This window comes from Reinekea marina (assembly GCF_030409715.1).
Classification (GTDB): Bacteria; Pseudomonadota; Gammaproteobacteria; order Pseudomonadales; family Natronospirillaceae; genus Reinekea; species Reinekea marina.
In genome coordinates this window covers 808,439-831,006 of sequence record NZ_JAUFQI010000001.1, presented here as the reverse complement: position 1 = coordinate 831,006, position 22,568 = coordinate 808,439, and the positions used below count along the sequence as shown (strand labels likewise).

The 22,568-nt window shown below is 43.0% G+C and carries 22 protein-coding genes; 7 read left to right on the top strand and 15 right to left on the bottom strand.

Features of this window, described 5'->3' with window-relative positions; translation table 11 throughout:
- Nucleotides 1–16: 16 nt before the first annotated feature.
- Complete coding sequence (locus QWZ13_RS04390; RefSeq protein ID WP_290280688.1) at nt 17–1,705, top strand: carbamoyltransferase family protein; 1,689 nt, start codon at nt 17–19, stop codon at nt 1,703–1,705.
- Between the two features lie 26 nt (nt 1,706–1,731).
- Here QWZ13_RS04390 and QWZ13_RS04385 read toward each other — a convergent pair whose 3' ends face one another.
- Complete coding sequence (locus tag QWZ13_RS04385; RefSeq protein ID WP_290280687.1) at nt 1,732–2,700, bottom strand: formyltransferase family protein; 969 nt, start codon at nt 2,698–2,700, stop codon at nt 1,732–1,734.
- Between the two features lie 47 nt (nt 2,701–2,747).
- On the bottom strand, nt 2,748–2,876 hold the full coding sequence (locus tag QWZ13_RS04380) for a hypothetical protein (protein ID WP_290280686.1): 129 nt from the start codon (nt 2,874–2,876) through the stop codon (nt 2,748–2,750).
- 47 nt (nt 2,877–2,923) lie between these two features.
- Here QWZ13_RS04380 and QWZ13_RS04375 point away from each other — a divergent pair, with 47 nt between their 5' ends.
- Nucleotides 2,924–3,898 carry a glycosyltransferase family 2 protein gene (locus QWZ13_RS04375; RefSeq protein WP_290280685.1) on the top strand — a complete coding sequence of 325 codons (975 nt, stop codon included), beginning with the start codon at nt 2,924–2,926 and terminating at the stop codon, nt 3,896–3,898.
- On the opposite strand, the gene QWZ13_RS04370 is transcribed toward QWZ13_RS04375, so the two are convergent.
- Genes QWZ13_RS04370 through QWZ13_RS04340 form a run of 7 tightly spaced genes read right to left on the bottom strand, consistent with a single transcriptional unit; the run spans nt 3,895 to nt 11,142 of the window.
- Complete coding sequence (locus QWZ13_RS04370) at nt 3,895–4,521, bottom strand: GNAT family N-acetyltransferase (protein WP_290280684.1); 627 nt, start codon at nt 4,519–4,521, stop codon at nt 3,895–3,897. The two genes, QWZ13_RS04375 and QWZ13_RS04370, sit on opposite strands and share 4 nt — an antisense overlap.
- A complete protein-coding gene (locus QWZ13_RS04365) occupies nt 4,496–5,533 on the bottom strand; it encodes a GNAT family N-acetyltransferase (RefSeq protein WP_290280683.1) in 1,038 nt (345 codons plus the stop codon). Before QWZ13_RS04365 ends, QWZ13_RS04370 begins: the two co-directional genes overlap by 26 nt.
- 6 nt (nt 5,534–5,539) lie before the next feature.
- Complete coding sequence (locus QWZ13_RS04360) at nt 5,540–6,778, bottom strand: hypothetical protein (RefSeq protein ID WP_290280682.1); 1,239 nt, start codon at nt 6,776–6,778, stop codon at nt 5,540–5,542.
- The gene (locus tag QWZ13_RS04355; RefSeq protein ID WP_290280681.1) at nt 6,729–7,562 is read right to left on the bottom strand and encodes a P-loop NTPase family protein; all 834 of its coding nucleotides are present in this window, start codon (nt 7,560–7,562) and stop codon (nt 6,729–6,731) included. Before QWZ13_RS04355 ends, QWZ13_RS04360 begins: the two co-directional genes overlap by 50 nt.
- 29 nt (nt 7,563–7,591) lie before the next feature.
- Complete coding sequence (locus QWZ13_RS04350) at nt 7,592–9,097, bottom strand: hypothetical protein (protein WP_290280680.1); 1,506 nt, start codon at nt 9,095–9,097, stop codon at nt 7,592–7,594.
- On the bottom strand, nt 9,097–9,732 hold the full coding sequence (locus QWZ13_RS04345; protein WP_290280679.1) for an XrtA/PEP-CTERM system exopolysaccharide export protein: 636 nt from the start codon (nt 9,730–9,732) through the stop codon (nt 9,097–9,099). The genes QWZ13_RS04350 and QWZ13_RS04345 overlap by 1 nt, the downstream gene beginning before the upstream one ends.
- A gap of 3 nt (nt 9,733–9,735) precedes the next feature.
- Entirely contained in the window at nt 9,736–11,142 is a 1,407-nt protein-coding gene (locus tag QWZ13_RS04340; protein ID WP_290280678.1) for a TIGR03013 family XrtA/PEP-CTERM system glycosyltransferase, read from the bottom strand.
- A 121-nt stretch (nt 11,143–11,263) separates the two neighbouring features.
- On the opposite strand from QWZ13_RS04340, the gene QWZ13_RS04335 reads away from it, so the two are divergent.
- The 5 genes from QWZ13_RS04335 (at nt 11,264) to dinB (ending at nt 16,781) form a co-directional block, all read left to right on the top strand.
- Nucleotides 11,264–12,283: an XrtA system polysaccharide deacetylase gene (locus QWZ13_RS04335; protein ID WP_290280677.1), complete on the top strand. Its 1,020-nt coding sequence runs from the start codon at nt 11,264–11,266 to the stop codon at nt 12,281–12,283.
- 16 nt (nt 12,284–12,299) lie between these two features.
- On the top strand, nt 12,300–13,592 hold the full coding sequence (locus QWZ13_RS04330; RefSeq protein ID WP_290280676.1) for a nucleotide sugar dehydrogenase: 1,293 nt from the start codon (nt 12,300–12,302) through the stop codon (nt 13,590–13,592).
- Between the two features lie 20 nt (nt 13,593–13,612).
- Complete coding sequence (locus QWZ13_RS04325) at nt 13,613–14,623, top strand: ExeA family protein (protein ID WP_290280675.1); 1,011 nt, start codon at nt 13,613–13,615, stop codon at nt 14,621–14,623.
- 154 nt (nt 14,624–14,777) lie between these two features.
- Entirely contained in the window at nt 14,778–15,623 is an 846-nt protein-coding gene (locus QWZ13_RS04320; protein WP_290280674.1) for an MBL fold metallo-hydrolase, read from the top strand.
- Nucleotides 15,624–15,698: 75 nt separating this feature from the next.
- Complete coding sequence (dinB, locus tag QWZ13_RS04315; protein ID WP_290280673.1) at nt 15,699–16,781, top strand: DNA polymerase IV; 1,083 nt, start codon at nt 15,699–15,701, stop codon at nt 16,779–16,781.
- Here the strand turns inward: dinB and QWZ13_RS04310 are convergent.
- The 6 genes from QWZ13_RS04310 to QWZ13_RS04285 are packed head-to-tail and all read right to left on the bottom strand — an operon-like array spanning nt 16,773 to nt 22,564.
- Nucleotides 16,773–17,120, bottom strand: a complete 348-nt coding sequence (locus QWZ13_RS04310; RefSeq protein ID WP_290280672.1) for a Na+/H+ antiporter subunit G — start codon at nt 17,118–17,120, stop codon at nt 16,773–16,775. The genes dinB and QWZ13_RS04310 overlap by 9 nt on opposite strands.
- Before the next feature lie 13 nt (nt 17,121–17,133).
- On the bottom strand, nt 17,134–17,403 hold the full coding sequence (locus QWZ13_RS04305) for a K+/H+ antiporter subunit F (RefSeq protein ID WP_216000380.1): 270 nt from the start codon (nt 17,401–17,403) through the stop codon (nt 17,134–17,136).
- Complete coding sequence (locus tag QWZ13_RS04300; RefSeq protein WP_290280671.1) at nt 17,397–17,897, bottom strand: Na+/H+ antiporter subunit E; 501 nt, start codon at nt 17,895–17,897, stop codon at nt 17,397–17,399. Before QWZ13_RS04300 ends, QWZ13_RS04305 begins: the two co-directional genes overlap by 7 nt.
- Nucleotides 17,887–19,407 carry a monovalent cation/H+ antiporter subunit D gene (locus tag QWZ13_RS04295; RefSeq protein WP_290280670.1) on the bottom strand — a complete coding sequence of 507 codons (1,521 nt, stop codon included), beginning with the start codon at nt 19,405–19,407 and terminating at the stop codon, nt 17,887–17,889. The genes QWZ13_RS04300 and QWZ13_RS04295 overlap by 11 nt, the downstream gene beginning before the upstream one ends.
- The gene (locus QWZ13_RS04290; protein WP_216000383.1) at nt 19,407–19,763 is read right to left on the bottom strand and encodes a Na+/H+ antiporter subunit C; all 357 of its coding nucleotides are present in this window, start codon (nt 19,761–19,763) and stop codon (nt 19,407–19,409) included. Before QWZ13_RS04290 ends, QWZ13_RS04295 begins: the two co-directional genes overlap by 1 nt.
- Nucleotides 19,763–22,564 carry a monovalent cation/H+ antiporter subunit A gene (locus QWZ13_RS04285; protein WP_290280669.1) on the bottom strand — a complete coding sequence of 934 codons (2,802 nt, stop codon included), beginning with the start codon at nt 22,562–22,564 and terminating at the stop codon, nt 19,763–19,765. The genes QWZ13_RS04290 and QWZ13_RS04285 overlap by 1 nt, the downstream gene beginning before the upstream one ends.
- Nucleotides 22,565–22,568: the final 4 nt, after the last annotated feature.

Here is a 22,568-nt window from a genome sequence, read left to right as displayed (position 1 = left end):
CTGAGGAGGGTAAAGTATGATTATTCTAGGCATTAATTACTTCTTTCATGATACATCGGCTTGTATAGTTAAAGATGGAGAGTTAATCGTAGCGCTTGAAGAAGAGCGTTTAACACGTCAAAAACATACTTACCAGTTTCCTCAAAATGCAATTGAGAAGTGCTTAGAAGTTGCTAACTTAACATATGAAGATATTGATCATATTGCCTTATCTATTTCTCCCTACAAAGATCTGTTTAAAAAACTGGCTTATGCGGTTTCACTTACAACAAGTGCCAAACCATTTATTAAGCATGAGCTTTGGGGTATTTATGCTAAACAATCTACCTATAATCGTTGGTTTAATCAGCATTGGAAACAAGTGCACAAGAAACCTAGCGTTCATTTTATAGAGCATCATTTATCTCACGTTGCTGGCAGCTATTTTGTTTCACCCTATGAGAAGGCTGCACTACTATCGATAGATGGTTCAGGGGAATGGTCAACCGCGATGCTGGGGTATGCGAGCGGCAGTGATATTGAAATTTTTTCTGAAAGCCATTTCCCACATTCTTTAGGCTCTTTTTATGAAGCTGTCACTCAGTTTTGCGGCTTTCAACCAAACTACGATGAGGGTAAAACAATGGGGCTCGCCCCATTCGGTGATCCAAATCCATACTTTGATGCTGTAAATAAACTTGTTTCAGTGACAAGCGAAGGGAAAATTCAAGTAGATTTAAGTTACTTCAGCTATCAAAACCAAGGGCATCAACGTTTTAATCAAAAGTTTATTGATACCTTTGGAAAACCTAGAGGTCCAAAAGAGCCATTTGAAACTCGTCACAATGATATAGCTGCGGCATTCCAATCTGTATTAGAAGAAAAAATACTTCAAATGTGTAAGATATTGGAAGAAAAGACATCCGCCGATTACCTAGTCATTGCAGGGGGTGTTGCTTTGAATAGCGTTGTAAATGGTCGCATTGTTCGCGAGACACGCTTTAAAGACGTTTATGTTATGCCTGGTGCAGGCGACAATGGCACCTGTATTGGCGCAGCCTACTATTGCTATAATAAAATTTTAGGTCACTCGGAAAGAGTACATCACAACAGCCCGTATTTGGGTACCGAGTATTCAAATGAATATATTGAAGCACTTCTAAAATCTGCAAAAGTAAGCTATGAAAAATCGAATGATGTCTGCTCAGATACGGCAAAATTACTTCGTGACGGAAATATTTTAGGCTGGTTTCAAGGTAGAATGGAAATAGGACCAAGATCACTTGGCAGCCGTAGCATAATTGCCGACCCTTCTTTGCCGGGAATGAAAGATAAAATAAATGCAGAAGTAAAACACCGTGAAGCTTATAGGCCGTTTGCACCTTCTTGCCCAACAGAGCACAAGCACAAGTATTTTGACATTACTGTCGATGATCCGTTTATGTTGAAAGTTTGCAATGTTCTCCCTGAAATGCGAGATAGAATACCCGCCATTACTCATGTAGATGGGAGTGCACGTCTACAAACGGTTCACGAAGACACTAACCCGAAATACCATAAAATGATCAATGAATTTGGCCGACTTTCTGGTATACCCGTTATATTAAATACCAGTTTTAATATTATGGGCGAGCCTATTGTAGAGTCTCCTGTTCATGCTCTAAGATGCTTTTTTTCCACTGGGTTAGATAAACTTATTATTGGGGATTATATAGTTCATAAGTAATAGGGCAGCCAGTCAATAGTGGCAAATTAAAGATACTGCTCTTTTAATTCGCCACGTTTAATACGCCGCGCTTCTTTAGCATGTCTAAGAATCTCTATTGGATTATATATGGGTTGCAACATAATAAACCCACTCGATACGCCATATTTCAACCCTGATTTAGACACTTCGAGCCCAAGTGTTTCATTTGCGTCGACCTTTTTATAATATACCGCTTTTAATGGTAGAAAACGGTATACACCTTTCGGTTCTGCGATTTCTATTGGCCATTTCCCCAAATATTTAACTATCCTGAACAAAACTTCTACGTCGCCCTCCATCCAATCAAACCGGACTTTCAAGTTTTTACGTTGTAAATTAGGCGCTTTGGTACCTAATGCTGGCTCTACGTCTAACTCTGCTAGGTTCCCGTTGTTTTTATACCCTTCGATAATAGTGTGAATTCCCTTAGCCGCAAGAAGATCTGTTACTTTTATCAAGGAGTGTTTTTCTTGTTTAACAGGCATCGGAATGGCTTTTTGAAACAAAATGCTACCTTCATCGACCTTTTCGTTTAGCCTATGAATTGTTATACCAATTTGATCAGCGCCATCTATCACTTGCCATAAAAATGGGTTTCCACCTGCGTAATTGGGAAGCAACGCAGAGTGCGCATTTAATGCAGCGACTTTAACAGCCTTGATTACAGGCTGCTCTAAGATAGGAGCACTAAAGGTGACTAAAAAATCGATGTCCGCATCCTTTATCCAATTGGCTAGGTTTTCCTGATTGGTGAATGGGAAGTGCAGGTATGGGATTCCGTATGTTTTTGCCACGGCTTTTGTTGAGCTGTGAGGTTCAAACCATTTTTTTAAATGCCCAATAACGGTTTTTTTTAGACCCCTAATGTTTGAATCGTCTGGAGATAACCCTACAACAAGCGCTAGTAGATTTTGTTTGGCTAACTCTTCAGCCATAATAACAGCGCAGTCTGAAACTAGGGCCACTTTAAACATTACTACTCCTTAAATACCATTAAACATCGGATGCTTATAGGCTAGGCTCAAGCATATTCTTCATCAGATTCATGTGTAAAGCCAAATATTGTAATTCTGCGTAAAAACTTGATTGGCAGTTTTCGTTTAGGGCGCATTTCACTTAATATCTGTTTAAGCTTAAGAACAAATATCAAATTTTTTCTTTGCCAATATGTAAAACAATAAAGTTGAAGTAACGAAAATGGCGACTATTAACCTATCTATTATTATTCCAAGCTACAACCGCCCAGAACTCGCTATGCGTGCCATAAAAAGCGCGCAAGCGAATATGCTTGAGGGTGACGAGTTATGGCTTATTAATGATGGGTCTACTGTTAGCTATCAAAGCATTCAAAATTATTGCCTTCAGCAACCACAGCTAAATTACGTACTTGCCCAAAATGGCGGGGTTTCCTCTGCCCGTAACATTGGTCTAAGCAAGGCAAACTGCAATTTTATAGCTTTTTTAGACGACGATGACGAGTGGCTAGATGGGCATTTAGCGGCACATCGCCGTGCCTATGCTGCAAACCCTACTCTAATTGCGACATTTTCAAATTTTTATGATGGAACAGACGATAATAACCTAAAGCCTAATGGAGTTAGCCGTTGGTCTTCGCACAAGCGTGATTTACGAACAGCTCTCACCCCTATGAAACCTAAAAACAACCTACCAACTATCTATGAGGGTAACCTCTACTATGATCAGCTACTTGCCGATCATATGTCGCTCTCTGCGCTGTCTGTTAATAAACACCTAATTGCTGGCAATATTTTTGAGGTTGGTTTGAAAAGAAACCAAAGCTGGCTGTTCAGTTCCAGGTGCTGCCAAAAAGGGAGTATTGCCTTTATAGATGCTTCCTTAGTTTTACAGCATTCGCCTGGCGTTGTTCGTGCAACCAATATTAGTGCCGAAGAAACCATGCTGTCGCGTTTGTATGTAATGGAAAAAGTATGGGGGCGGGATGATGCCTTTTTAGAGCATCACAACAATGCGTTTATTCAATGGTATTTCAATGATTTTTATGGTGTATTTAGAAGCGCTATCTCACTTTTAAAGCCGAAGCTTTTATGGCGTGCTTATAGAATCATTGGTTTAAAAACCTTTTTTAAGTTTTCTGCCAAGGCCATTTGGGCAATTTTGAAACGCCAAAAGCCCATTTATAGAAACGCCTAGTTACGTTGTAGCCAATAGTCTTGCGCCGAACTGGCTTTGCGACCTTGTTGTGAATGCTCGTTCCAGTAACTTAACCCTTTGGGTTTATAGCCTAATTTCTTGCTTGACCGGATAGAGGCGAAGTTATTCCAAAAGATACCCACCACGATCCCTTCTTTACCACGTTCGTGAATCATCGGCATGGCAGCATTAAGAATTAATCTTCTTACCCCTTGGCCTCGACAGGAAGGGTGCAACCACAAACCATATTCACACACCCACCGTTCATTAAAACAAGCCATAACCCCGGGGCTATGTTGATAGGGTTCTATAGCAAACCAGTCTATACCTACCAGTTGTTCATTTTTACGTGCTATGAAGCACAGTACTTTATTGTTTTTTACACGCTCGGAATCACTCGGTGAGATCGATATTTCTTGCGCTTGCCTTAATGACTCTAATTCATCAAAGCTCACCTGATTAATACAGATGGCGGTTTCTATATTAACCTGAACTTGCTGGCATGGCAGAGTAAAAATTTTTTCTATTTTAATGATACCCACTTTACTCAAAACTGAGTTCGCAATTTCGGTTAGTAAGGCTTTAAGTCCAAAATTTTTATAGGCTTGGATGTAGGCGTGCATGCTTATCACCTTTTAGTTTATAGAGCATGGCTAACAATGAGTTGTTTACAATAGTTAAGCTCACCATGTCGCATTGTTGGTTGGCAAATTTTACTTTGTAATTCGAGTTTTTACCTTCGCCAGCCATGAAATCATAGGTATGAGTATTGCATTGCAAAAAGGCTTGCTCTATAGAGTACCCAAAATGCAGCGTGCCCAAAGACACACCCTTCAAGAAATCTTCAATAAAACCGCCTTGCAGGTTATAAGTTCGGTTACCTACGGAGATATCCAATAATACAGAAACCGGCTGTTCATCGGCTTTTAATACCGATAAGTTAACACGGTGTCCTTCTTCATGCAGTTTAGGCAATAAGGCTTTTATGAAGGCTAGGTTTTTACCTTTATAACAAGGCTTGTACCAACGGTCTCTATGAAACTTATTCAGCAGTTCGATAAAGCCATCTACGTTTGGCCACATGTTCTCAACACTGACGGTATGGGTTGATTGCAATCGCTTACGGCGGTTAAATAGCTTTAAGCGAGTATTACTGCCTAGAGACGCGATATAAGTTTCAAAGTCTGTGTCGAGCGTATTCACCGAATAAGCTATATCAACTTCGCGTTGAAACACCCGCTTATTTTTTTGCTGCGCGGTTTTATAAAAACCTTCTAACCAAGGAGCAGAAAGTGGAACATCTTTTAAAACCAACTCACTGCATGGGCTGGCTAACATTGTTTTTAATGCGGCTTCGGCACTACGGTTAATGCCATTAGGATTAAAGTACTCACTGCGTATTGAAGCCAATTCTGCACACCCTTGGCTGAATGGATGCAACGTTTCAACAGGCAGTAGGCCCTTTATTTTGTGCCTATGCACATAGGCTTGTGCTTCGTCCAGGACTATAAGCTTTGTATTGTGTTGAAGCTCACTGTGCCAGGTTTCTAACCAAGATTGTTGCCAGGCTTGCGTTTGGAATAACGTAATTGGGTCTATTTGAGCGAAAAACGGGTCTTGTTTCACAATGGTCACTCAAAGTTACAGGCGATAGTTTAATGAAAGTACCCAAGATAGATCGGTATCGTTTAGCAGATCTTCTCGTAGGCTTGCTGAGGTTGTCCAATGGCTTCCAAGTACTTTTTGTATAGAGGCTGTTAATGATTGGCTGTGAGACTCTTCTTGTTTGCTGTCCGATACTTGAAGTGTAACTTGAGCATTATTAGCAAAGCTGAAGGTAGATTGCGCAGACCATTGCTCAAACGATACATCGGTATCTTGGCTGAACGATTCAATCTCAATTAGGCTGTTGGTTTGCCCTATAGAGTAATTCATGGCCAATGTAATAGAGTCGGTTGGTTTAATATTTGTTAAACCAAATTGTATTTGATCGGCTTGCACATATTGCACCTGCTCAAAAGTTCTATCTAACCCTGCAATGGTAAACACATCAATAGTATCGGTAATACTACGGCTTACTGCAGTGTTGAAGGTAAATTTGGAATGAGAATATAAATACGCTGCGCTTCCTGTAAATGATTCAGCCGTGGTGTCTTCTATCTCTGTCTGGTTAAATGCACCCGCTATATTAATAGAGTAGTTTGGCGTTTGAAATGTTCGGCTGGCATTAACACTCGCCACACGTTGGCCTGAAGTAGACGCTCGCCATTGCGCGCCCCCCTGCCAAGAAACTCTTGGGCTAGCCGCAAGAATTAATGAATAACTATAGGTTTCACTGCGATCACTCACTTGTGAGGAGCCGCTGCTTTCTATCGATTGATTGATCTCTCGATATAAAGAAGACACTGAAAACTGGTGCCTTAGGGTTGGCGATTGTGGAATATTTAAACTGACTTGGCCCGAGGCGTTGTCGGTTATCGTAACAGTACTAGACTCTGCGCTTTCGGCTTCTGAGTGCGCATAACCCAGCATGCCGCTTAAACGATTAGATTCTGTACGCCAAAGCAACTGATTATTACTTTGCCAGCTGTCTGGTATAAAATCGTTAGCAGATTCAAGTGCCGTAGAAGCACTGCTTTGCAGGGCAACCTTTGAGTGCACATAATTAAAAGTAACCGTTGGCGTAATTCGAGACGTTATCGGGTCTCCGCTATTGACTTGCCCCGCAATAGAGGCACCCCATTCAGCTTGCGAAAAAGCTATAGGTGCGGCCATTGTTAGCAGTAGTGTTATTGGCAACAGTTTCACATATGCGCCCATCGCGGAGACCTTATTGTTGATAAACCACGCCAGATACATTTTCTGCGCCAAGCGCTTCAACTGAATCTTCGATGCTATCTAAATTGGCCTTACCGTATGGCACAGTCAGCACTGTGTGATCTACATATTTAGTTAATACTCGGGCTTCGCTGCTCACTAATACGGGTGGCGCATTTATAACTATAAAGCGCTCTGGGTATCGGTTGCGTAATTCATACAAAAGATTTTGCATTTCTTGTGAAGAGAATTGCTCAACCGCCGAAGCTGGGTTGTTGCCTGCTGGAATAACATTGACTCTGTCTATCCCTGATGGGTAAATAATATCTTCTATTTTAATGGCATCACTTTGCATGTAATCGGTAATGCCCGTGTGCAGATCAGATGAAACTAAATCGGCTAAATCGGTGCCGTAAGGATTACAATCGACCAACAATGCAGAAGACTTTACATCGAGCGCAAAAGATATCGCTAAGTTCAATGCGGTTACAATGGTGGCGTCATTTGTGTCAACTGAACTCATCATCACAGCGATATTGCCAGAATCACCATTGCCAATTAGTTTAATTCTAAGCTCACGAAAAGCGTTAAGAACCGCTCGATTCTTCATACCAGAGTAGACTAATTTTTTACGGCGCATTTCACTTACCAACATCGGGTTTGGGTTACGAATGTCTTGTACCGAGCCTTTGCTTTCGAACAAACGATCGGCATTTTGCACTTCTTTCAATGCAACTTCTAATTTACTGCTTTCTTTAACTTTTGTAGGCGCGGGCTTCGTCTCTGCTTGCTCTTGACGACTGGCCTTGTTTTTCTCGTACGCCTTAAATAGCTTATTGCTATCCATGTTTACTCCAAATAATGTTCATACACAGATCAACCATTTAAAAGACCCAATGAAGGTACCGCGACAAACGCGCCTACATAAATCCCCATAAAGGCCACAATAATAGCCCCTAAAATTAGCAAAGACTTTAAGCTCGCCAACTCTGTGAGTGTATTGTTGTACATTGGTATCGTGGTCATTAACTGTATGTGCGAAGGTAAGTTATCGGCCATAAAGGTGGCGGATCTTACTTTTGAATCTAAAAATATCATTACTCCGATCACACCTAATGGCGCTAAGAAACCCAAAATTGGACCTAATGCAGCAAAGTGAATTGTTTGCAAACCATCAGAATGGAGTGGATACGACGCTGGCTCATGAATTTTATAAGTAACACCTTGACCTTCTATATCGAGTGTCATGGTAAGGCGCGCACTTTCACGACGTTTCAACATATCTTCATATACATCTTTGGTTACGGCGTAATCACGAGTTAATTCTTTAAAGGTTGCCTGCTTTGCTGCAACTGTTTCTGCGTTGGCTAAAGAGCCCTGCAGCAGTCGTTGGTTACTGTTTAAACGTTGCTTAGCGGCGGTTAAATCGGCGCGTGTTTTACTAATGAGCTCTTTTAAGGTTGTAAACGCAGGGTTTTCAACGTTTGCATACTCTTTGTTGGCTGCGTTTTCTTTCTTTTGATTAGCAATTTGAGCTCTCAAGGCCGCGATTTGATCTTGAATACTTACAATGTCTGGGTGTGTGTCTAAATAACTTAGGCGTAACTCTGATAAACGTTGCTCGTAGTTCTCTAGCTGACGCTCTTCAAAGCTTTGGGGGCGTTCTCGTTCGATTGCCAAAAATTCAGGCTCAACAGCCAATTCAGATTCGTAGCTTTCTAATCTTGCCGTTAAATCTTGAATTTCAAATTCTAATATCTGAATATCGTTTTTATATTTCGATACTTGGTTAGCCACACCGGCTTCCGTAATTTCAATATTTTTAGAGCTGAACTCTTTTAGCTTTTGCTCGGCGGCTTCTAATTGGCTTTTGTAGGTTTCTACTTGTGCGTTAATGAACTCATAAGCGCTAGAAGATTCTTCACGTTTTTTTCGAGCTGTTTCAGCGACAAATGCTTGTGTCGTGGCATCAATCACATTAAAGGCCACATCAGGCGAGCTGGATGAATACTGCACGGTTACGTAATCGTTGTTTGCGGTAATGCGCATGGTATTTCGTAAATGCGCTATTTGGCGATCTGGGTTTTCTAACCCTGCGTTCGTCGCCACTGTGCGCAAGATACGATCAGTAAAAATTATATCGCGCGCTTCTTTCGAACGATCGATTTTAGTAATTTCTGCTTTGCCATCGAGTAAGTTGCCAATAATATTCGTTACATCGGCATATAATATTACTTTAGAGGTATAACTTTTCGGCGCTAGAAACCCCAACGCAAGCGAAACGGATGAAATAAAAATAAATGCGGCAACCACAAAATATCGGTACTTAAGAAGCTCTACTTTAAATGCATGCAGCACTTCTTTGATATTAGTAGGATCCATTAAAACTCACCTCGCCAAATACTCTTTTCAGGAATGGTTATTAAATCACCGGGTTGCAACAGGTAGTTAGTTGTAACATCTCCTTTTTCTAAAATGTCACGCACCCTGATTTCGTACTCTTTATAGCCCTTTTCAGTGAGTCTGTTTAATACTGAGCGGTTCGCAGCACCAAACGGGCTAACACCACCGGCCGCTAACACTAAATCCATTACAGTCATGCCCTCTACATAAGCAATAGACACTGGCTGATTAACTTGGCCCATTGCCCTTACCCGAAACTGATACGCCGTACTAACAGGCTGTGTTACCGAAACCGTCACTTCTGGATTTTTAATTACTTTTTTAAGCGCCGAACTCATAATAGCCGCCAATTCAGCTGGCGTTCGGCCCTCTGAACGAACATCACCCATTAACGGCATGGTGATAAAGCCATCGGGGCGTACAACAGCCGTTCGGCTCAATTCGGCGTTTCGCCAAACATCAACCATTAGAACATCGCCTATACCGATTACATACGGCTGCTTTTTATAGGTAAGCTCAGGTGCCTGGCCTTTAATTGAACCACTCGATGCACAACCGACAACCAATAGGGTTAATACAATGCTTAACACCTTAACCAGTGAATAGCGTTTCATAAATCAATGCACTCCTTTGCCAAGCAATACTACTTCTATGGTTTGGATCATGATTAAAAAATCCATCATAAAGCTGTGGTTTTTTGAATAATATAAATCGTATTCAAGTTTTCCTCTGGCATCTTCAACAGAAGCACCATAAGGGTAATTAAGTTGCGCCCAACCCATTAAACCAGGTTTGACGGCATGTCTATGTGAGTAAAATGGTATCGATTCATTTAATTCGGCCACAAATTCTGGGCGCTCTGGACGTGGCCCAACAAAGCTCATCTCACCTTTTAATACGTTATATATTTGAGGTATTTCATCTAAGCGTGTATTGCGAATAAAAGCACCTACTTTGGTAATGCGGGAGTCATTTGCACTGGCCCACACGGCTTTACCGCCTTTCTCTGCATCTTGGCGCATTGAACGAATTTTGTATATTTTAAATAATTTTCCATGTTGCCCGACACGTACTTGTGAATAAAGTATGGGGCGGCCTGTTTCAATAAAAACGAGAAATGCAGCAAACAGAACAAATGGAAGTAACACGATGCCAAGCGCAACACTGATAAAGATATCGAAGAGCCGTTTTGCGAAATCGCGCGTTTTAGATACCGTAAAACCATCGGCAAAAATGATCCATGATGGACTCAGTAAGCTCAACTTAACTTGGTTGAATTCACGTTCGTAGAAGCCTACGGCGTTGATCACGTCTATACCGCCCAGCTTGCAGCGAATAAGTTCTTCTAAAGGAAACACGACCCCATCAGACTTACGACGCTCTTCTTGAGCTACTACTATTTCAGAGATTCGATTTTCACGGCAAAAAGACAGCCAATCGGTTGGTTTTTCTAAACAGTATTGACTGGCTACGTCACTTTGACCTGAGCCTATATAGCCTATAACTTTAACGCCTAAAGTAGCCTTATCTTTTTCATAATCTCGCTGTAATTGTCTAGCCGATGCGCCGGTTCCGATGACCACAATTTTTCGGGTTAGCTGATCTGAGTTGACCAATTTACTAAAGAAATGCCGCGAAGCTAACGTGAAGCCGGTTGAAAGCATTACAACCCAAAAGAGGTTGTTGCCACCCACATAAAAATAAGGCCATATTTCTGCCAAAATGGTAAGTGCCAGTGCGCCTAAGAAACAATATGCAACCAACGTACGAAAAAACATCGCCAAAAAGCCTTCGCGCATTAAGGCTAAATAGACCCCCATGGCCAACGAACCGCAACTCAAAATGATGGCATAAATAAGGGCTAAAGCTGGGCTGTACTCAACATGGGATGCTGGAGAAATATTGAATGCTTGCTGAAGATTTTCTAAAAAATAAAAACTTAGGAAAAGGATGCCGAATTCAAACGCCCCTAACAGTATGTAGGGCAAATGAAGGTAGTGTTTTCGAATCCGTATATATGACACTGTCGCTATCCTTGCTGTGAATTTCCGAGGCTATCCCGCCACTTTTTATCTTCCAGACTGAAGATGGTCATATTTTGCGCCGAAGAGGACAAAACTACAAGCCCAAATTGCCATCTAGCGCATGCATTTACGGTTAAAACAGAGTAGAATTCTGTTCAATCTAATCGATTTCACGACGAATCGTGATCGTACAAGATCAGCCATTATGTTACAGGATGTAAAAATGCAAAAAGCCAAGGATGCCGGCCAGACAATTGTTCATGCCATGTCTATTGATGTAGAAGATTATTTCCACGTCGCTGCGTTTGCAAAAACGATCAAGCCTTCCCAATGGGATAACATGCCCTCCCGTGTGGTGAACAACACCCACCGGCTTCTCGATATTTTTGAACGCAAAGGTATAAAATCGACATTTTTTGTATTGGGTTGGGTCGCCGAACGAGAGCCTGATTTAGTTAAACGAATTGCTAGTCAAGGCCACGAAATAGCCTCGCACGGTTACAGCCATCAACTAATTTACAGCCAATCCCAATCCGTTTTCCGAGAAGAAACTTACAAATCGAAAGCCATTTTAGAAGACATTATTCAGCAACCCGTTTTAGGGTATAGAGCCGCTAGCTATTCTATTACTAAAAAATCGCTTTGGGCACTCGACATTCTCTCTGAGCTAGGCTTTACGTGGGATTCGAGTATTTTCCCTATTTATCATGATAACTACGGCATACCCGATACCCCCACGCATCCGTATCAAATTAAGCTCAAAACGGGCAAAACATTAACGGAATTTCCAATTACCACCGCAAACGCCCTCGGGCTTTCTATACCTGCGGCAGGTGGCGGCTACTTTAGACAGTTCCCCTATTTTGTATTTAAAAAACTTTTTCATATGGCCAGTAATAACGGAACGTCGCCCAAAATATTCTATTTACACCCGTGGGAGCTCGATCCTGACCAGCCTCGCTTCGAAAACGCCAGTTGGTTTTCTAGGTTTCGGCATTACACCAATTTAGATAAATGCGAAGCTCGATTAGAACGTTTAATAGACGACTTCCAGTTCAGCACTATGAGCGACAGCCTTACAAGCTTCGAGCAGCGAGAAACTTTTACTAATATAGACAGCGGGTTAATTAAGCTCGTTTAAAAGCAAAGGACAATGAATGACAGCACAACATGGAAGAACCGTTTCGGTCATTGGCTTAGGATACGTTGGCTTACCTGTAGCGGTAGCCTTTGGTAAACAATCCTTTTCCGTTGGCTTCGATATTAACGAAGCTCGTATTGCCGAGTTAAAAGCTGGCTCAGACAGTACAAAAGAGGTTGCGCCAAGTGAGTTAGCCTCGGCCAACGTATTATTTACTGCCAACCCAGCCGACCTTGCCAAAGCCGACTTTCATATTGTGGGTGTTCCAACGCCCATTAATGATTCAAAGCAACCCGATCTAACCCCTTTAATAAAAGCCTCTGAAACCATTGGACCACATCTAAAACCTGGCGATATCGTTGTATACGAATCGACGGTTTACCCTGGTACAACAGAGGAGGACTGTGTTCCCGTACTAGAACGCACTTCCGGGTTGACCTGTGGTGTAGATTTCTTTGTGGGCTATTCACCAGAGCGTATTAATCCTGGCGATAAAGAAAGAACTTTTACCAATATTACCAAGATTGTGTCGGGCCAAACGCCAGACATACTTGAAATTGTGGCTCAGGTTTATGAGTCTGTTGTCACTGCAGGGGTTCATCGAGCGAACAGCATTAAAGTAGCTGAAGCAGCCAAGGTGATCGAAAACACCCAACGAGACTTAAACATTGCGCTAATGAATGAATTGGCGATCATTTTTAATCACATGAATATTGATACCTTAGAGGTTTTAGAAGCTGCTGGAACCAAGTGGAATTTTTTACCTTTCCGCCCTGGATTAGTCGGCGGCCACTGTATTGGTGTTGACCCTTATTACCTTACTCACAAGGCCGAAAAGCTTGGGTACCACCCTGATGTCATTTTAGCAGGTCGTCGTATTAACGATGGCATGGGTGAGTATTTGGCCGGGCAAATAGTCAAGCAACTCATCGCGAACGAGCAAGCCGTTAAGGGTGCAAAAGTTGCGATTTTAGGTGTCACATTTAAAGAGAATTGCCCTGATATTCGTAATTCAAAAGTTATTGATGTGATCAAAGGCTTAGAAAGTTGGGGCGTAGAGGTGGTAACCTGCGACCCTTATGCCAACGTTAAAGATACCGAACATGTATATGGTCTATCTTTGTCCCCATTTGAAGCGTTAGGTGATCTATCTGGCGTTGTAGTTGCCGTTGCACATGAAGAATACAAAGCGCTTACTGCAAAAACGCTTAAAAACATCTTAAAGCCACAGGCGGGTGTTTTTGACATCAAATGCATTATGAATAAACTTGAGTTTGCCGAGCATGCTGTACCTCTTTGGCGCTTATAAGTAAAAAATAGGAACACATTATGTATCTCGACCACTTTGGATTTAAACGCCACCCTTTTAGAATGGCGCCTGAGGAAGACTTCCTTTACATGAGCCGCCAACATTCGCGCGCCTTTGTGTTTATGGATTCGGCTGTTTGGAGCCCTGAAGGATTCGTGGTCATCAGCGGTGAGATTGGTTCAGGAAAAACGACTCTGCTCAAGAAAACCATTTCTGATTTAAAAGACAGTGTTCAGCTGTTTCACATTGCCTACACCAATTTACAAGGCGATGATTTATTCCAGGTAATTATGCAACAGGCCGCACTAAAAGTAGCCGAGCCTAACAAAGTGACCATGCTTTTTGCGATTAACGATTACTTTAAGCAAATGGCAGCGAGAGGCAAGCCAGTATTATTGGCCATTGACGAAGCGCAAAACTTAAGCCATGAGAACCTTGAAGATATCCGCATGCTTGCAGGCATGGAAGGACCTGATGGTCCGATATTGCGAGTAATACTATTAGGCCAGCCTGAGCTTAAAAAGCACATCTCTGATATACCTCAGCTCACTCAACGGGTAAAGCTCTTCTTCCATTTAGAAGGCTTATCGCCAGAAGATACTAAGCATTATATTTATCATCGCTTGGCTGTTGCCGGCTTTAATGAGACGAACCTTTTTACGGATGATGTGGTAAGCGCTATTCACGAGCATTCTGAGGGGATACCTCGGTTAATTAACAAAATATCGGATGGGTTGCTATTGTGCGCTTTTGCTGAAGACCGTAAAAAGCTGCAAATTGAAGACATCGAAGAAATTCGCGATGAACTATTAGTGTCCAGTGATGAAATGCCTGAATCTCATGGCAACCACACTTCTAGTAAGGCGTCTCAAGGTACTGTCTCTGTCGACAATAGTGATTCGGCACTGAACCGAATTGCCGACGCATTAGAGCGAATCGAAGCAAAGCTTTTTCCTGAGGAAAGCGCTGAAGAACCCACCAAAATAAAAATATTCGAAGAAGCTAAGCGGCGCTTACAAGATAAAAAATAGTGCTTAGAAAACCGCAGCATCTATCTACGGTGCTGCTTACGGCCTTTGTTTCGAATTCTTGACAGCCAAAACCGTTTTCAAACTCCCTTACCCCTTTAACAATTTAATCGGCCGCTCTATGGTTAAACGATAAAACTAATAATTAGGTTTCACCATGAAATTAACATCCCTTCTCGGAAACTCTCAAAAGCTAGACGGCGGCGCAATGTTCGGCAACGCCCCAAAAGCCATGTGGCAACGCTGGTACGACTGTGACGACCTTAATCGCATTCATTTGCAGTGCCGATGCTTATTGGTACAACACGAAGGTAAAAACATCTTATTTGAAACCGGCGTGGGCGCGTTTTTCTCTCCTGAGATGAAAGATCGTTTTGGTGTTCAAGAGCCGAATCATGTGCTTCTCGATTCTTTGGCCGAACATGGATTAGCGCCAGAAGATATCGATATTATTGTGTTAAGCCACATGCATTTCGATCATGCCGGTGGCATGCTAACGGCGTATAAAGAGGGCGAAGAACCAAAGCTCGTATTCACTAATGCTCATGTTGTCGTCAGCGAAGCCGCTTGGCAACGCGCGATAACCCCTCACCCACGTGATCGCGCTTCATTTATTCCGCACTTAAACAGTTTGTTAGAAACCTCTGGAAAATTACACCGAGTGCAAGGAACACGCTGTGAACTCTTAGGCGACGCATTTCGTTTTCATTACAGCGATGGCCACACACCAGGCATGCTGCTAACTGAAATAGACAGTGAAATTGGCGCCGTTGTTTTTGCCGCAGACCTCATACCTGGAACGGCTTGGGTACACGTACCCCTGAGCATGGGCTATGACCGATACCCTGAAATTTTGATCGATGAAAAACGCCGTTTACTTGCCGACTTAAACGCTCGAGAAGGCAAATTGTTTTTCACACACGACCCAAGCATTGCTATGGGAACCGTTGATGTGAATGAAAAGGGTAAATACAGTGTGAAAGACACAGTAGCCGCCTTTTAAAGACTGCTTTTTCGTTATTTACGGGCACTTAGGTTCGGAACAAAGCAGGAATTAACCAGTGTCTGGTTATTTTAAATGACTGTGCTAGACTACTGGTTAAACATACAGCCTAGTGCCACAATGCAACGAAAAATAATTCACATAGATTGCGACTGCTTTTACGCTGCTGTAGAAGAGCGAGACTTCCCGCATTTAAGGGGCAAACCCGTTGCGGTGGGCGGTCGCAGTATGCGTGGGGTGTTATCTACTTGTAATTATGAAGCTCGGGCTTTTGGGCTTCATTCTGCAATGCCTACGCATCAAGCGGTAAAATTATGCCCCGATGTTATTCTGCAACCCTCTCGATTCGATGTATACCGTGAAGCTTCTGAGCGCATTCACGACATTTTCTTGCAATATACCGATACTATAGAGCCTTTATCTCTCGATGAAGCCTTCATGGATGTCACTGGCTCCGAGCTATTTTCTGGCAGCGCTACCCTATTGGCTGAGCATATACGACAACAGATATTTAAAGAGGTGGGTATTACGGTATCGGCTGGAATTGCCCCGAACAAGTTTTTAGCCAAGGTGGCCTCCGATTGGAATAAACCCAATGGCTCTTTTACCATTAGCCCTAACCATGTTGAAAGATTTGTGCACCAGCTTCCGGTTAAAAAAATATTTGGCGTAGGCGCTAAATCGGCAGAACGCTTAAAACAGTTTGGCGTGGAAACGTGCGGCGATATTCACCAGCATTCAATCACTGAATTAGTGAATAAGTTTGGCAAAAGCGGTTTACGCTTATATGAACTCAGTCGAGGAATCGACAACCGCCCCGTTAGCAATGATAGAACGCGAAAATCACTCAGCATAGAACATACCTTTAGCGCTAATTTATCAACCCTAGGCGCTTGCCTTAATAAACTCCCAGAACTGTATGATTCACTGTCTAAGCGGCTAGCCAAGAAGTCCGATTTAGGTATTCGAAGTTTATTCATGAAAATTAAATACGCCGATTTTAAGCAAACAACCATTGAGCGTTGCTTACCTCTCGACTCAGAAAGCTATCAAGCGTTGCTATTATCGGCGCTCGATAATAACCATCAACCCGTTAGGTTGATGGGCTTAGGTGTAAGATTTAAAGAAGAAGATAAAAATCAGTTGAGCTTATTTTGATTCACGTTCACGCATTTTATCGAAAAGGTCGGCGTTTATCGTACCTTCGGTCGGTGGAATTTTAGTGTGTAATGCAGTTTTAGATAACATGTGCGCGGTAATAGGCGCGGTTAAAAACAAGAATAACGTGATCAGTATTTCCTTAACGGTTATCCCCGATACTTGCCCAAAAAAAAACACGATTGAGCCAATTAGAATGGCGCCTATACCTAAAGTACTGGCCTTAGTCGGAGCATGTAATCGCATGTAGAAATCGGGCAGCTTGGATAAACCCACAGAGCCGATCAATAAAAACGCGCCACCTATTAGTAAGAATATCGAGGCTATAATTTCGTTCATATCTTAATTACCTTTACTCAATGATGTCGCCACGTAATAAAAACTTACACACAGCCGAGGTACTGACAAACCCTAACATAGCAATAAAAAGCGCACCTTCATAATACAACGGCGACCCCATGTACAACCCTAGCAACACAATCAACGCGATGGCATTAATGTACATCGTATCAAGCGCGATAATGCGATCTAATATGTGCGGGCCTTTCATAAAACGCCATAAGTTTAACAACAGGGCTACACCCACCACTGCGCCTACAAACATAACCACCATACTTAACATTCGAAGATCTCCTTTAACCGGGCTTCGTAGCGTTTTTTTATTGAAGCGATGAGTTCTTGTTCATCTTCAATGTGCAGCGCATGCACATAGAGCGTTTTTCTATCGGCTGAAAGCTCGGTACTCACGGTGCCAGGCGTTAATGAAATGGTGCTGGCAAATAAGGTAATTGGCAGCGCTTCTTTCATATCTAGCGGAATAGCAATAAAGCCTGGTTTCAATGCAGACGTTTTACCTAGCACTTGCTTTGCCACAACAAAATTAGACAAGACAATGTCGGATAACATGATCAAGAAATACTGAAATGCTTTTCTATGCTTGCGTACCCGCAAGCCTTCACGCTGAAAACCACCAACGACCGCCGGAATAGCAATAGACAACACCACGGCCAACAACACATTACCTAACGAGTAACTGCCGGTTAGCAGTATCCAAATAACAAACAAGAAAATAAAATTGAAGAAGCTCGGCCGTTGCCGATTGTATCTAATGACCATGTGACACTCCTTCACTGTTTTCAATGACTTGCTGAATTACGGCACTGCTCGAATATAAGTCGGCAGCGGCCTGTTCGGTAAACTCGGTCACAGGACCTGCAAATATGGTCAACAAGGGTGTTGCCAAAAGCAACAGTGCAATGGCCGCTATTTGTATAGGTGTTGCTTTTTCTTTGCCTGGTTTATTGCCAGATAAATGCCAAAACATGGCCGTACCCGCGCGACCAAATGCAATCAGCGCCATTAAACTTGCGACCAGTACCGAGCCCCACACCCAAACTTGTTCAGTACTGTTTTTCACAGAAGCTAATATGTAAGCTTTACCAATAAAGCCAGACAGCGGAGGTAACCCCACGGCAGCAATGGCGCATAACATATATAATCCGCTCAACAATGGTGCTTGATTCATTGGCTTTGATACAACAAAGCGATCTTGAGCCGCCCCTCGTTGCACAGCTATTTGATCGGCGATTAAAAACAGCGCGCCTGTGACCAATGTAGAATGAATCAAGTAATACAGGCCCGCCGATAAAGACTGCCCTTCGTTAATTACAAAACTGAGCAACAAGGTGCCAGCCGAAATCAACACGACATTTGAAGTTAGCATTCTTAAAGAAGGGGCCGCCAATACGCCAATGGCACCGAGAATAATTGTGCCGATGGCCATTGGCCATATCCACGCCGATGCCATAAAAGCTAAATCACCCGCTTGCTCGCCAAAAACAGAACCGAATACCCGGTAAATACTATAAATACCCACCTTAGTCATGATAGCGAACAGCGCAGCGACAGGTGCTGATGCGGCTGAATAAGTTTGTGTCAGCCAAAACTGTAACGGTAACATTGCCGATTTAATACCGAATACTAACAGCAGCAATAACCCACCGGCTTTTGCCAAGGTTTGCTGCTCGGCCGTTAAATAAGGCATTCTCGCGGCCATGTCGGCAATGTTTAAAGTGCCCAGGGTTCCATACAAGGTACCAAGCGCTAATAAAAAGAATGCTGACCCCACCAAGTTAGTTAATACATAGTGAACGCTGGCCGCTGTTTTAGCTTTACCGCCGCCGTGTAACAACAGCGCATAAGATGCAATAAGAAGTACTTCGAAAAATACAAACAGGTTAAACGCATCGCCCGTTAAAAAAGCTCCGTTTATACCCATAAGCTGGAACATAAATAATGGATAGAAAAAGCGACCGGTACTGTCGTCTTTTGCCGTACTGTACATTAGTGCACACAACGCTAAAAATGACGTTAAGGCGACTAACAAAGCGGATAGTCTATCGGCCAGCAAAATGATTCCAAACGGAGGCTGCCAACCACCGAGCACATACACTTGGGTTTCATGTGATACGGTTTTGAGCAGCAACACAGAAATAACGACCAACGCCACGACACCAATAAACCCTAACCACCGTTGCAGCATCATACTTTTTGCCAAGCTAGGCATAAGCATGATCACGCCCAAAATGGCGGGCACAATTACTGGAAGTATTGAAATATGATCCATTAATGGTGGCCCTCACGGTATCGATCGGGTAGCTCTGGCGGGTTGCCATCTACATGGTCGTTGCCTAAATCTCCGCGTGCACGTATGGCCAAAATAACGGCAAATGCGGTCATAGCAAAGCCGATTACAATTGCGGTCAATACTAACGCTTGCGGCAGTGGATCGGTTACATTTTCATTTTGGCCTAAAATGGGCGCAGAATTAACGGCTAACCCACCGCTGGAAAATAAGAATAAATTCACGGCATAAGACAATAATGTTAAACCGACTACGACCGAGAAGGTTGATCCGCGTAACAACAAGTAAACGCCACAACTGGTTAAAATGCCTACGCAAAAAGAAAACACCAATTCCATTAGCTCTCTCCTTCTTCACGTATGCGGTTCGAGGTGGTTAAGCCACCTAGATTTGCCAGAATTAACATCACGGCTCCTATGACTGTTAAATACACACCCAAATCAAATAACATGGCGCTGGCCAGCTCTACTTTTCCTATTAATGGAAAGGCAACGTAATCGTGCCAGCTGGTTAAATAGGTTTTTCCTAACAAAATAGGGCCAAGACCCGTCGTTAGTGCTATCAATAATCCACTACTGATAAAGGTTAAATAATTAATTTTAATGCGATCATGCATCCACTGAGTACCGTGCGCTATGTATTGCTGAATAATTGCAATGGCCGTAATTAAACCGGCTATAAAACCGCCGCCAGGTAAGTTATGCCCACGAAGGAAAATGTACAAAGACACCATAATTGCCAGCGGCAATAAAGCCTGCGAGATTACTGAAAACATTAATGGGTTTTTATCGGAAGACCACGGAATACCATCGGCACTGGCGGCAGGCATGGCAATACGCATTCCGGCAATGAGCTTATAGATGCCAAGTGCTGCAATCCCTAAAACGGTAATTTCGCCTAACGTATCAAAACCACGGAAATCGACCAAAATAACGTTGACGATATTTGTACCGCCGCCACCAGTTTTAGCATTTTCGGTAAAGAACCAAGAGATTGTTTCTGTTGAGCGAGTCATCAATGCATAGTTTACCGTACCCACTACACCACCAATTAGCACCGACAACGATAAGTCTCGCACAATACGACTGGGTGAAGAGTAATTCATGATCACCTGAGGTAAAAAGTGTAACGCTAAAAGCAATAACACGATGGTCACCACTTCTACCGAAAGTTGAGTCAAGGCTAAATCGGGAGCGGAGTATAATGCAAATGTAACAGAAACAATGAGCCCGACAACCGACAAGAGCAATAGCGCTAACAAACGAATATGATGCCAAGCAACTGTTGCTACCGCAGAAACACACAGCAAAATAGCGCCCGACACCATCACAGTATTCATCGGTAAGTGTGGTCGTAAACCGGCGGTTGTTGTCAGAGAAGTAAGCGGCACAATCGTCATAGCTAAAGCAACGAGCAATATGAAAAACAACCCACGTTGCAGCGAGCCATTTTCAAACCAATTAATAAATATTCTGAAGTAATCTCTTAACTGTTTAACGCCGGCATCAAATACTTCACTGGCATTGCGTTCCGGAAATCGCGACTGAAAACTAAACAAACGCTCACGATTCATATACAACGCTAAGCCGCCAACCATTGCTATGGCACTCATTAGTAGTGGAAGGTTAAAGCCGTGCCATAAGCTTACGTGGAAGTCGGCTGGGTATGCGCCACCAAGAACGGCTGAAGAGGCCGCTTTTAAAATACCGCCTATAAAGAAGTCTGGGAAAATACCAACAATTAGGCACAACACCACCAGCACTTCTACAGGTACGCGCATATAACGGGGTGGTTCGTGTGGCACATTGGCAATGTCTTTAATATCATCACCAAAAAACACATCGTGAATAAATCGCAGCGAATAGGCCACGGCCAACGCCGCACCTATGGTTGAAAAAACTGGGATCATCCAACTCAAAGAGCCAATAGTGGTTTGGTGTATGGTTTCGGCAAAAAACATCTCTTTTGATAAAAAACCATTCAACAACGGTACGCCCGCCATTGAAGCAGAAGCCACCATCGCCAAGGTGGCGGTATGCGGCATGTAGCGCCATAAGCCTGATAGAATGCGCATATCACGCGTGCCAGTTTCGTGATCAATAATGCCGGCCGCCATAAATAAAGAGGCTTTAAATATGGCGTGGTTAATAATATGGAACACCGCGGCAATGGCGGCCAGCTCAGAGCCTAACCCGAGCAACAAGGTGATTAAACCTAAGTGGCTGACCGTTGAATAAGCTAACAAACCCTTCAGATCATGTTTAAACAATGCGACGTACGCGCCAACTAATAAGGTCATTAACCCGGTCAGAGTTACAATTAAGAACCAAGCCTCTGTACCAGAAAGTACTGGGTATAATCGAGCCAGCAAAAATATGCCTGCTTTAACCATGGTGGCCGAATGCAAATAGGCACTGACCGGCGTCGGAGCCGACATGGCGTGCGGCAGCCAAAAATGGAACGGAAATTGGGCAGATTTCGTAAACGCACCAAGTAAGACCAGCACCAGCATGACCATGTAATGGTCACTATTACGCAGTAAGTCACCGCTGGCTAGAACCGCATCTAAACTGAAAGAACCGACGGTTTGACCGATTAAAATAACGCCACCAAGCAGGGCTAACCCACCGGCACCAGTAACCGCAAGCGCCATTCGAGCCCCTTTACGAGCTTCAGATTTATGATGCCAATACCCAATAAGCAAAAAGGAGCTAATGCTGGTGAGCTCCCAGAAAAACCACAGTTGCAGCAAGTTATTAGAAAGCACAATACCAAGCATGGCGGTCATAAATAACAAAAGGTAGGCGTAAAACTGACCCATATTGTCTTTGTCAGATAAATAGTAGCGGGCATATAAAATCACCAGCAAACCGATGCCTAATATTAATAGGGCAAACAACATGGCCAAGCCATCTAAACGAAACGCTAAGTCTAACCCTAAGGCGGGCACCCATTGAGCACTAAACCGAAGCGTCTCCCCAGAAAACACGGTACCGATATTTGAAATAACGATGGCTATGGCTATTAACGGGAAAAAGCTGGTTGCACTAGCACAGGCATTGCGACCAAATTTTTGAGTAACTAAGGGAGCTAAGCTGCCTATAAAGGTTAGTAACGGTATCCAATACAAATTTAGCACTGCT